At 71.8% G+C, this 9869-nt stretch carries 10 protein-coding genes; 8 read left to right on the top strand and 2 right to left on the bottom strand.

The annotated features are described in order from the left end of the window. Positions 1-10: 10 nt before the first annotated feature. Genes PLP61_RS11130 through PLP61_RS11140 form a run of 3 tightly spaced genes read left to right on the top strand, consistent with a single transcriptional unit; the run spans position 11 to position 2348 of the window. Entirely contained in the window at positions 11-160 is a 150-nt protein-coding gene (locus PLP61_RS11130; RefSeq protein WP_324502793.1) for an SDR family oxidoreductase, read from the top strand. Positions 161-168: 8 nt separating this feature from the next. After that, a complete protein-coding gene (locus PLP61_RS11135; protein ID WP_324502784.1) occupies positions 169-540 on the top strand; it encodes a hypothetical protein in 372 nt (123 codons plus the stop codon). Beyond that, positions 540-2348: an ABC-F family ATP-binding cassette domain-containing protein gene (locus PLP61_RS11140; RefSeq protein ID WP_324502785.1), complete on the top strand. Its 1809-nt coding sequence runs from the start codon at positions 540-542 to the stop codon at positions 2346-2348. Before PLP61_RS11135 ends, PLP61_RS11140 begins: the two co-directional genes overlap by 1 nt. An 18-nt stretch (positions 2349-2366) precedes the next feature. Here PLP61_RS11140 and PLP61_RS11145 read toward each other — a convergent pair whose 3' ends face one another. Continuing rightward, positions 2367-2852 (bottom strand): MarR family winged helix-turn-helix transcriptional regulator, encoded by a 486-nt coding sequence (locus PLP61_RS11145; RefSeq protein WP_324502786.1) that lies wholly within the window; start codon positions 2850-2852, stop codon positions 2367-2369. A gap of 414 nt (positions 2853-3266) precedes the next feature. Here PLP61_RS11145 and PLP61_RS11150 point away from each other — a divergent pair, with 414 nt between their 5' ends. The 4 genes from PLP61_RS11150 to PLP61_RS11165 all read left to right on the top strand — a co-directional run bounded on the left by PLP61_RS11150 (position 3267) and on the right by PLP61_RS11165 (position 7931). Further along, positions 3267-5636 carry an alkaline phosphatase D family protein gene (locus tag PLP61_RS11150; RefSeq protein WP_324502787.1) on the top strand — a complete coding sequence of 790 codons (2370 nt, stop codon included), beginning with the start codon at positions 3267-3269 and terminating at the stop codon, positions 5634-5636. 98 nt (positions 5637-5734) lie between these two features. Further along, positions 5735-6976: a type III sulfide quinone reductase, selenoprotein subtype gene (sqr, locus tag PLP61_RS11155; RefSeq protein ID WP_324502788.1), complete on the top strand. Its 1242-nt coding sequence runs from the start codon at positions 5735-5737 to the stop codon at positions 6974-6976. Positions 6977-7008: 32 nt separating this feature from the next. Next, positions 7009-7323, top strand: coding sequence for a TusE/DsrC/DsvC family sulfur relay protein (locus PLP61_RS11160; protein WP_324502789.1), 315 nt, complete (start codon positions 7009-7011; stop codon positions 7321-7323). Positions 7324-7397: 74 nt separating this feature from the next. Continuing rightward, positions 7398-7931, top strand: coding sequence for a DsrE/DsrF/DrsH-like family protein (locus tag PLP61_RS11165; RefSeq protein WP_324502790.1), 534 nt, complete (start codon positions 7398-7400; stop codon positions 7929-7931). Between the two features lie 93 nt (positions 7932-8024). Here the strand turns inward: PLP61_RS11165 and PLP61_RS11170 are convergent, their stop codons facing one another. After that, entirely contained in the window at positions 8025-8267 is a 243-nt protein-coding gene (locus PLP61_RS11170) for a hypothetical protein (RefSeq protein ID WP_324502791.1), read from the bottom strand. Between the two features lie 157 nt (positions 8268-8424). Between PLP61_RS11170 and miaB the strand changes: the two genes are divergently transcribed. Then, positions 8425-9869: tRNA (N6-isopentenyl adenosine(37)-C2)-methylthiotransferase MiaB (miaB, locus tag PLP61_RS11175; protein ID WP_324502792.1), on the top strand; the 1445-nt coding region annotated here is incomplete at its 3' end.

Here is a 9869-nt window from a genome sequence, read left to right on the forward strand (position 1 = left end):
CTGGCAGAAATTGCACAAGATGTATCCCGGCGGCCGCCCGGCCACCGCCGAGGAGGTCGCCGACCTGCTGGTGTTCCTCGCCTCGCCGCGCGCCGGCTACATCACCGGCACCATCGTCACCATCGACGGCGGGATAGCGTCCCGCGGCTCGATCATCTAGGGCGCGCCATGGGCGACTTCGAGATCCGCAACCGGCACTTCGACCGGCTGTTCCCCGACGCCGACCCCGCCCCTGCCCCGGCCGACGCCCTCCTGGCCGCGCTGGCCACCGGCGACCCCACCCGCCTGGCCGACGCCCTGCACAACGACCTCCAGCCCGCGGCCCTCGACCTGCGCCCCGACCTGGCCGGCCTGGTCGCCCGCGGTGAGCAGGCGGGCGCCCTGCGCGGGCTGGTGTCCGGCTCCGGGCCGACCTGCGTGTTCCTCTGCGAGTCCGCCGCTCACGCGCGCGAGGTCGCCGGCCGGCTGCGGGCCGACCACCCGGTGGTGCTGGTCGCCCGCGGCCCCGTCGACGGGGCCCACGTCCTGGAGAGCGGCTGATGGCCAACCTGGTCAACCTCGAACGGGTGTCGAAGGCGTACGGCGTCCGCCCCCTGCTGACCGAGGTCTCGCTGGGCATCGCCGCCGGGGAGCGGGTCGGGGTGGTCGGCCGCAACGGCGACGGCAAGACCACGCTGCTGGAGGTGATGGCCGGTCTGGAGGAGCCCGACGCCGGCCGGGTCTCGCACACCCGCGGCCTGCACATCGGCTTCCTCCACCAGGGCGACGCGCTGGACGACACCCACAGCGTCCGCGAGGCGGTCCTCGGCGGCCGGGCCGACCACGAGTGGGCCGCCGACCCCGCCACCCGCGAGGTCGTCGAGGAGCTGCTGGGCGGGGTGACGCTGGACCGGTCCGTGCTGGGGCTCTCGGGCGGCGAGCGGCGCCGGTGCTCCCTCGCCGCCCTGCTGCTGGACGAGCACGACCTGGTGGTGCTGGACGAGCCCACCAACCACCTCGATGTCGAGGCAGTCTCCTGGCTCGCCCGCCACCTCGCGGGCCGTGCCTCGGCCCTGGTCGTGGTCACCCACGACCGGTGGTTCCTCGACGCCGTGTGCCAGTCGACGTGGGAGGTCCACGACGGGGTCGTCGACGTCTACGAGGGCGGGTACGCCGCCTTCGTGCTGGCCAAGGCGGAACGGCAGCGGCAGGCCGCCGCCCGGGAGGCACGCCGGACCAACCTCCTCCGCAAGGAGCTGGCCTGGCTACGGCGCGGTGCCCCGGCCCGCACCTCGAAGCCGAAGTTCCGGCTGGACGCGGCCGCCGCCCTGGTCGAGGACGTGCCCGCGCCCCGGGACCGCCTGGAGCTCCAGCGATTCGCCACCCAGCGGCTCGGCAAGGACGTGGTCGACCTCGAGGACGTCGACCTGGTGCGCGGGGAGCGGACGCTGCTGCGGCACGCGACCTGGCGGCTCGGCCCGGGGGACCGGGTCGGCCTCGTCGGCGTCAACGGCTCGGGCAAGAGCTCGGTGCTGGCCCTGCTGTCCGGGTCGCTGACTCCCACCCAGGGCAGGGTCCGGCAGGGCCGGACCGTCGCGCTGGCCCACCTGACCCAGGAGCCGACGCTCTCGCCCGCGGGTGGGGAGGCGCCGCTGGACCCCGAGGCGCGGGTGCTGGAGACGGTCGAGTCCGTCCGCCGGGTGGCCCGCACGGCCGACGGGGAGGTCACCGCCACCGCGATGCTCGAGCGGTTCGGCTTCACCGGCGACCGGCTGACCGCCCGGATCGGCGACCTCTCCGGCGGCGAACGCCGTCGCTTCCAGCTGCTGCGGCTGCTGCTGGGCGAGCCGAACGTGCTGCTCCTGGACGAGCCCACCAACGACCTGGACATCGAGACGCTCACCGTGCTGGAGGACTTCCTCGACGGCTGGCCGGGGACGCTGGTGGTGGTCTCCCACGACCGCTACTTCCTCGAGCGCGTCACCGACTCCGTCTGGGCGCTGCTCGGCGACGGCACGGTGTCGATGCTTCCCCGCGGCGTCGAGGAGTACCTCGAGCACCGGGCGGCCGAGCACGCCGCCGCAGCCGCTGCCGCCACTGAAGCCGCCCGGCCGGCGCCCCCGCCTGCCGACGAGCCCCGAGCCCGCTCGGGCAGCGCTGAGGAGCGGACCGCCCGCAAGACCCTCGACCGGCTCGACAAGCAGCTGGCGCGGGTCGCGGAGCAGGAGGCCGCACTGAACGCCGAGATGGCCGCCCACGCCCACGACTACGAGCGGCTGGCCGACCTCGGCGCCCGGCTGCAGGCCCTCACCGCCGAGAAGGAGCGGCTGGAGCTGGAGTGGCTCGACGCCGCCGAGCTCCTGGGCTGAGCCACCCGGCGTACCTGGTCAGGAGAAGGGGGCCAACAGCTGGCGCAGCAGCACCGCCAGCTGACGGCGGTCCTTCGCCGAGAGGGTGGCGACCAGGCCGTGCTCGGCCTCCAGCAGCGCCTCGAACGCGCCGTCGACGGCCAGCTTGCCCTCCGGGGTCAGCCGCACGAGGACGCCCCGCCGGTCGTCGGGGTCGGGGTAGCGCTCGACCAGCCCGCGCGCGGTGAGCCGGTCCACCCGGTTGGTCATCGTCCCGCTCGTCACCAGCGTCTCGCGCAGCAGCCGGCCGGGGGAGAGCTGGTACGGCGCACCCGCCCGACGCAGCGCGGCGAGCACGTCGAACTCCCACAGCTCGATGCCGTGGGCGCTGAACGCCTCCCGGCGGACCTGGTCGACGCGCCGGGCCAGCCGGGAGATCCGGCTGAACACCTCCACCGGGGCGAGGTCGAGGTCGCCGCGCTCACGGGCCCAGGCCTCGACCAGGTGGTCCACCTCGTCCTGCATAGCCTCGATGCTAGCGGACGGTCAAGAATCTTGATATCGAGATGAGGTCGGCCTCGGCGTCGTGCGTCCCCCCCCGACTGCCGCGGGGTTGTGGTCGCTCAGGGCCCCCGAAATGGGCGTTTTGACGACAACAGCCCCGCGGCAGACGGGGTGCGGAGGGTCGGCGGGGCGGGGCGGGGGGCTTGACAGCCTCCAGGTCCGCGAGCACCGTGGACGCACCGGTGCGTCCGACTCGCACCACATGCGACGTGCACGTCTCGGATGCCGCCGCCGGCCGGGGCCACGGCCCCGACAGCTCCATCAACTCTCCACCGACGGGAGCGGAGTCCGGCACCCGGAGCCGTCCGGGTCGGCGCACCCACCCTCATGGCGGCTCCGGTGCGACGTGCGCCGCCCCGGGACAGGCGGGCAGCCATGGGCGATCACCTCACCCGTCGAGCACTCCTCACCGGCACCGCGGGTGCCTCTGTGGCCGCGATCGCGGCCGCAGCGCTCACCGGGCCCGACCTCGCCCGGGCGCGGGCGGGGGTGGCGTTGAGCCGCGTGGACTCGGTCCCCACCGGCACCACCCGGACGTGGCTGGCGCCGCAGTACTGGGCGAACCGGCTGGCCGACTGGCGGCTGAACGCCGGACGCATCGAGGCGCTGACCGCGAACGCGGGCGGGCGCACGGTCGGCGTGCTCACCCGTCAGGTCGTCGTCGGGGACTCCGCCGGAGCCCTCGCGGTGCGCACGGGAACGCTCGCCGCCGGGGCTGGCTTCAGCGGGTTCCTGGTCGGCGCCGGAGGAGGCGCCCTGGACTGGCGGGCGGCGGCCCTGGTGATGGCCGCGTCAGGTCAGGGCGGCGGGCTGCTTGCGACGTACGACAGCGACGGCCAGGTGCGCTTCCGCGACCACACCAGCGAGACCAGCCAGTTCGCGTTCGCGGAGCTGCCCGCGGCCACGCGCAGCGGACCCGCGCCGGCCCGGACGCTCACCGAGGACGTGCTGCTCCTGCTCGAGATCACCCCCGACGGCGCCGGCGGGTTCACCCTCACGCTCACCGCCCAGCGGTACGACGACGGCAGCGTGCTCTCCCAGGCCACCAGGACCGGCGTGGCGTCCGCGGCGCTGGTCGGCGGCATCTCGCTGATCTCCAGCACGACCGCCACCGGTTCCTTGGCCCGGCACTGGTTCCGCGACCTCCAGGCCGGCGGGCCCAAGATCGCCGTCCTCGCGCACGAGACCGGCCCCATCCTGGGAACCCTCTACTCCGTGTCGGGCTCGGTCCTGAAGCTGAGCGCACAGTTCATGCCGATCGGGTCCACCGACCCGCAGCGGGCCACCCTCCAGCGCCGGGCGCCCGGGACCACCGCGTGGACCACGGTCCAGACCGTCACCATCGGCGGGGGCTACCTCGCGCTGTTCCGCGTCACGGACTGGGACGCCTCCAGGCGGTGGGAGTTCCGCGTGCGATGGGCGGCGGGGACCGCCCAGCAGGCGTCGTACACGGGCACGATCCGGCGCGACCCGACGAACCAGTCCGGTCTCGCGGTGGCGATGGTCGACTGCTTCATCCACACCTACCGCAGGCTCGACGTCCAGAGCAGCGGCGCACCCAAGTTCCCCGGGGAGACCTTCCGCGGGCTCTACACCACCGAGAACCTCTACTTCCCCTACGCCGAGCTCGTCGCCAACCTGCGCACGCACAACCCCGACCTCCTGGTGGCGCTGGGCGACCAGTACTACGAGAACCGGCCCACCGTGAAGAACCTCAACCCCAACCTGCTGGACGTCCTGTCCCGCTACTACCTGTGGCTGTGGTCGTTCGCGGAGATCACCCGCACCACCCCCACGATCTGCCTGGTCGACGACCACGACATGTACCACCCGAACCTCTGGGGCTGGTCGGGGCGCGCCGCCCCGGGCGGCGACTACCACTGGGGCGGGTACCTCATGCCGGCGAACTGGGTCAACCTCGTCCAGCGGATCCAGTGCAGCCACAACCCCGACCCGTACGACCCCACGCCTGTGCTGCAGGGCCTCACCGTCTACTACGCGGCCTGGAGCTACGGCGGGGTGTCCTTCGCCGTCCTCGAGGACCGCAAGTTCAAGGACACCACCCCGAGCGGCACCGACCAGTCCGGTGCGCCGCTGCCGCTCCCGCGCCAGCTGCTCGGCGCGCGCCAGGAAGCGTTTCTGCGGGCCTGGGCCGGGATGCACCCCGGGCAGCCGAAGGTCTGTCTCACCCAGACGCTGTTCGCCTCGCTCACCACGGACCCGTCCGGGGTGGTCCGCAAGGACCCGGACACCAACGGGGCACCCGCACCGGCGCGCAGCACGGCCCTGCGGCTGCTCAAGGACGCCCACGCCGTGATGCTGTCCGGTGACCAGCACCTCGGGTCACTGGTGCGGCACGGGATCACCACCTTCACCGACGGCCCCCTGCAGTTCACCGCACCCGCCGCCGGGTCCGCCTGGCAGCGGTGGTTCGAGCCGGCCGCCCCGCTGCCCAACGCCACCGGCCCCTTCACGGGCGACGTGGTCGACCCGTACGGGAACAAGGCGCGGGTGCTGGCGGTCGCCAACCCCAAGATCAGCTTCGCCGCCGTCCGGGCTGCCCAGCCCGGCAACGAGGAGGTCGGCGACCGCGCCCTCAAGCGCGAGGGGTACGGCGTCGCCCGCGTCGACAAGGTCGCTCGCACCTTCCGCCTGGAGTGCTGGCCCTGGCAGACCGACCCGACCTCACCCGGGGCCGCGCAGTTCGCCGGCTGGCCGTACACCCTCCCGTTCGCCGACGCCTGATGCTCGACCCGAGGCTTAGGGCCGCCTTGCCTTGCGTGACGGACCAGACACCGTCGCCGGCTCGCGTGCCCGATACCCCGGGGGGTACAAATTGAACCATGAATTACCCGGCCACCAAGTCCCTGCTCATCCTCGGCGGTGGCACCGCCGGGACGATGATCGCCAACAAAGTGCACAAGCGCCTTCCCGACTGGAAGGTCACCGTCGTCGACCGCGACGACATCCACGACTACCAGCCCGGCTACCTGTTCATCCCGTTCGGGATCAACACGCCCGAGCAGATCCGCAAGACCAAGCGGAAGTACTACTCCGACGGCATCGACGTCGTCATGGGCGAGATCGAGCTGGTCGACCCCGACGCCCAGCAGGTCTCGCTGGCCGACGGGCGCACTCTCGGCTACGACTACCTGGTCATCGCCACCGGCACCACGCCGCGGCCCGACCAGACCGAGGGGATGCTCGGGCCCGAGTGGCACAAGAGCGTCACCGAGTTCTACACCTACGACGGCGCGATCGCGACCAAGCGGGCGCTCGAGAGCTTCACCGGTGGACGGCTGCTCATGCACGTGACCGAGATGCCGATCAAGTGCCCGGTCGCGCCGATGGAGTTCCTGTTCCTGGCCCACGACTACTTCACCAAGCGCGGCATCCGCGACCGGGTCGAGATCGTGTACGTGACGCCCCTCGACGGCGCCTTCACCAAGCCGGTGGCCAGCCGTGAGCTGGGCAACGAGCTGAAGAAGCGCAACATCTCGCTGGAGACCGACTTCATGATCGAGTCGGTGGACCAGGAGGCCAAGGTCATCCGGTCCTACGACGAGCGGGAGGTGGCCTACGACCTGCTGGTGACCGTGCCGCTCAACATGGGCGCGGACTACGTCGCGAAGTCCGGGCTGGGGGACGAGCTGAACTACGTGCCGGTCGACAAGCACACCCTCCAGTCGACGGCGCACGAGAACATCTTCGCCCTTGGCGACGCCAGCAACATCCCCACCTCGAAGGCCGGCTCGGTGGCGCACTTCTCCGTCGAGATCTTCGTGGACAACTTCGTCCAGCTCGCGCACGGGGAGCCGATGACCCACTCGTTCGACGGTCACGCGAACTGCTTCGTCGAGTCGGGCGGGGGCAAGGCGCTGCTGCTGGACTTCAACTACGACACCGAGCCGCTCACCGGCACGTTCCCCCTGCCGAAGGTCGGCCCGATGACGCTGCTCAAGGAGTCCCGCGCCAACCACCTCGGGAAGCTGGCGTTCCGCCACATCTACTGGAACGCCCTGCTGCCCGGCCGGCCGCTCGGGCTCCCGGCCGACATGAAGATGACCGGCAAGAACCCCGAGTAGTCCACCACCACATCGAAGGAGAACGCACCACCATGGCCACCACCACCATTGCCGGACGCGAGTACGAGGTCAACGAGGAGGGGTTCATCACCGACCCCACCGTGTGGACCGAGGAGCTCGGTGCCGAGCTCGCGAAGCTGATCGGCATCGACCTGACCGACGCGCACTGGAAGGCGATCCGCTTCCTGCGCGAGGACTACGGCGTGATGGGCGAGACGCCCACGCTGCGGCGGGTCAGCACCCAGGCCGGGATCCCGGTCAAGGAGCTGTTCACCCTCTTCCCGGGCAAGCCCGCGAAGAAGATGGCCTACGTCGCCGGGCTGCCCAAGCCCAAGGGCTGCGTCTGACCCCCCGGGCGGGTCGGCCGGTTCGACCCGCCACCACTCTCGTCGTACATCCCGTACCGGTCTAGGAGGACCACATGACCACCGAAGCAGCCCCGTTCGTCCCGTCGTTCGACGACGACGTCGCCTCGGACCGCAAGCTCGCCATCATCTGCTCCAAGGGCAACCTCGACATGGCCTACCCGGGCCTGATCCTGGCCAACGCCGCCGTGGGTGAGGGCATCGAGACCCACCTGTTCTTCACCTTCTGGGGCTTCGACATGATCAACAAGGAGACGATGGGGGACCTGAAGTTCTCCTTCGTCGGCAACACCGCGATGCACCCGCCGGGCCACACGGGGATCTCCATGCACCACATGCTCGGCGGGCTTCCCGGCGCGACCAGCATGGCCACGAAGATGCTGAAGAAGTCCATCGCCGACCTCGACGTCCCCGAGGTGCCCGAGTTCCTCGAGATCCTCTCGGCCTCCGGGTGCCACATGTGGGCCTGCCGGATGTCGGCGGACATGAACAAGCTGACCGAGGACGACCTCTACGAGGGAGTCGAGGGGATCATCTCCGCCACCGACTTCATCGAGCTCACCGCCGGAGCGCAGATGCTGTTCATCTGACCGACCCCCGGACGCTTTCCGAGGTGGCCCGGAAAGCAGGTCGGTGGCCGGGAGGTCGCTCACGCGGCCCCCGTGCCACCGACCGTGGGCGGTTCAGACCCACAGGGGTGCTGACACGACCAGCACCGGGAACAGCAGCAGCGGCACCCACAGCCACAGCCACCGTTCGTGCCTGACCCTCGCCACGACCGCCGAGACGAACGCGACGAAGGCGACCACCACCGCCGCGAAGCCGCCACCCCCACCGAGTTCTGCCAGCACGAGCAGGAGCGCTGCAGCCGCTGCCAGCGCCACGGCCACGAGGGCCGTGCGCGTGTGCGTGTGGACAGGGGACATCGGACTGACTGTCATCGGACTCACCCTCTTCGCCGAGCCGCCAGCTCGTCCATCTCCATTCTCCCGCGTCCGGGCCCTCAGGGGCAGTGCTGGCGGCGTGACCTGGCAGACGTGTGGATGCGGGCCTCCGCGCCCCGCGCCGTACCCTTGACCGGTCATGAGCGCACGCACCTACGAGGTCCGCACCTACGGGTGCCAGATGAACGTCCACGACTCCGAGCGGCTGACCGGGCTGCTGGAGCAGGCGGGGTACGTCGCTGCCGCCACCGGCGAGCAGGCCGACGTCGTGGTGTTCAACACCTGCGCGGTGCGCGAGAACGCCGACAACCGGCTGTACGGGAACCTCGGTCACCTGGCCCCGGTCAAGGCCGCCCGGCCCGGGATGCAGATCGCCGTCGGGGGCTGTTTGGCCCAGAAGGACCGGGACACCATCACCCGCCGGGCCCCGTGGGTCGACGTGGTCTTCGGCACGCACAACCTCGGGTCGCTGCCCGTGCTGCTCGAGCGGGCGCGGGTGCAGCGGGAGGCCCAGGTCGAGATCGTGGAGTCCCTCGAGAGGTTCCCCTCCACCCTGCCGACGCGGCGGGAGTCGGCGTACGCGGCCTGGGTCGCGATCTCGGTGGGCTGCAACAACACCTGCACCTTCTGCATCGTGCCCAGCCTCCGTGGCAAGGAGAAGGACCGCCGACCCGGCGACATCCTCGCCGAGGTGCGCGCGCTGGTGGCCGAGGGGGTCACCGAGGTCACCCTGCTCGGGCAGAACGTCAACTCCTACGGCGTGGAGCTCGGCGACCGGCAGGCCTTCTCCCGGCTGCTGCGCGCCTGCGGCGAGGTCGACGGGCTCGAGCGGGTGCGGTTCACCTCGCCGCACCCGGCCGAGTTCTCCGACGACGTCATCGCGGCGATGGCGCAGACGCCCACCGTCATGCCGCAGCTGCACATGCCCCTGCAGTCGGGCTCGGACCGGGTGCTCCGGGCGATGCGCCGCTCGTACCGGCAGGCGAGGTTCCTGGGGATCATCGAGCGGGTCCGTGCGGCGATGCCCGACGCGGCGATCACCACCGACATCATCGTGGGCTTCCCCGGGGAGACCGAGGAGGACTTCCGGGCCACCCTCGACGTGGTGCGCCAGGCCCGGTTCGCCGGCGCGTTCACCTTCCAGTACTCCAAGCGGCCCGGGACCCCCGCCGCCGACCTCCCGGACCAGGTGCCGGCCGAGGTGGTCGGCGAACGCTACCGGCGGCTGGTCGCCCTGGTGGACGAGATCGCGTGGGAGGAGAACCGCGCGCTGGTCGGTCGCCGGGTCGAGCTGATGGTCTCCGAGGGGGAGGGACGCAAGGACGCCGCCACCCACCGTCTCTCGGGTCGGGGACCGGACAACCGGCTGGTGCACTTCACCCCCGAGGGCGTGATCCGGCCCGGTGACATGGTGACCGTGGAGATCGGCTACGCGGCGCCGCACCACCTGGTCGCCGGCCGGCCGCTCGCCGTCCGGCGTACCCGCGCGGGTGACGCCTGGGAGGCGCGGACCGCCACCGGGACCGCCACTGCCGTCGTGGGCCTGGGCAGGCCGACCGTCGGGGCGGGGCCCCTCCCCGAGAC

It is taken from the genome of Nocardioides sp., assembly GCF_035429765.1.
GTDB lineage: Bacteria > Actinomycetota > Actinomycetes > Propionibacteriales > Nocardioidaceae > Nocardioides.

Bases quoted from the DNA above. Each gene is read 5' to 3' on its own strand.
- PLP61_RS11150 (WP_324502787.1), top strand. From the start codon at position 3,267: ATGGGCGATCACCTCACCCGTCGAGCACTCCTCACCGGCACCGCGGGT.
- sqr (WP_324502788.1), top strand. From the start codon at position 5,735: ATGAATTACCCGGCCACCAAGTCCCTGCTCATCCTCGGCGGTGGCACC.
- PLP61_RS11170 (WP_324502791.1), bottom strand. From the start codon at position 8,267: ATGTCCCCTGTCCACACGCACACGCGCACGGCCCTCGTGGCCGTGGCG.
- PLP61_RS11145 (WP_324502786.1), bottom strand. From the start codon at position 2,852: ATGCAGGACGAGGTGGACCACCTGGTCGAGGCCTGGGCCCGTGAGCGC.
- PLP61_RS11140 (WP_324502785.1), top strand. From the start codon at position 540: ATGGCCAACCTGGTCAACCTCGAACGGGTGTCGAAGGCGTACGGCGTC.
- PLP61_RS11165 (WP_324502790.1), top strand. From the start codon at position 7,398: ATGACCACCGAAGCAGCCCCGTTCGTCCCGTCGTTCGACGACGACGTC.
- PLP61_RS11160 (WP_324502789.1), top strand. From the start codon at position 7,009: ATGGCCACCACCACCATTGCCGGACGCGAGTACGAGGTCAACGAGGAG.
- PLP61_RS11135 (WP_324502784.1), top strand. From the start codon at position 169: ATGGGCGACTTCGAGATCCGCAACCGGCACTTCGACCGGCTGTTCCCC.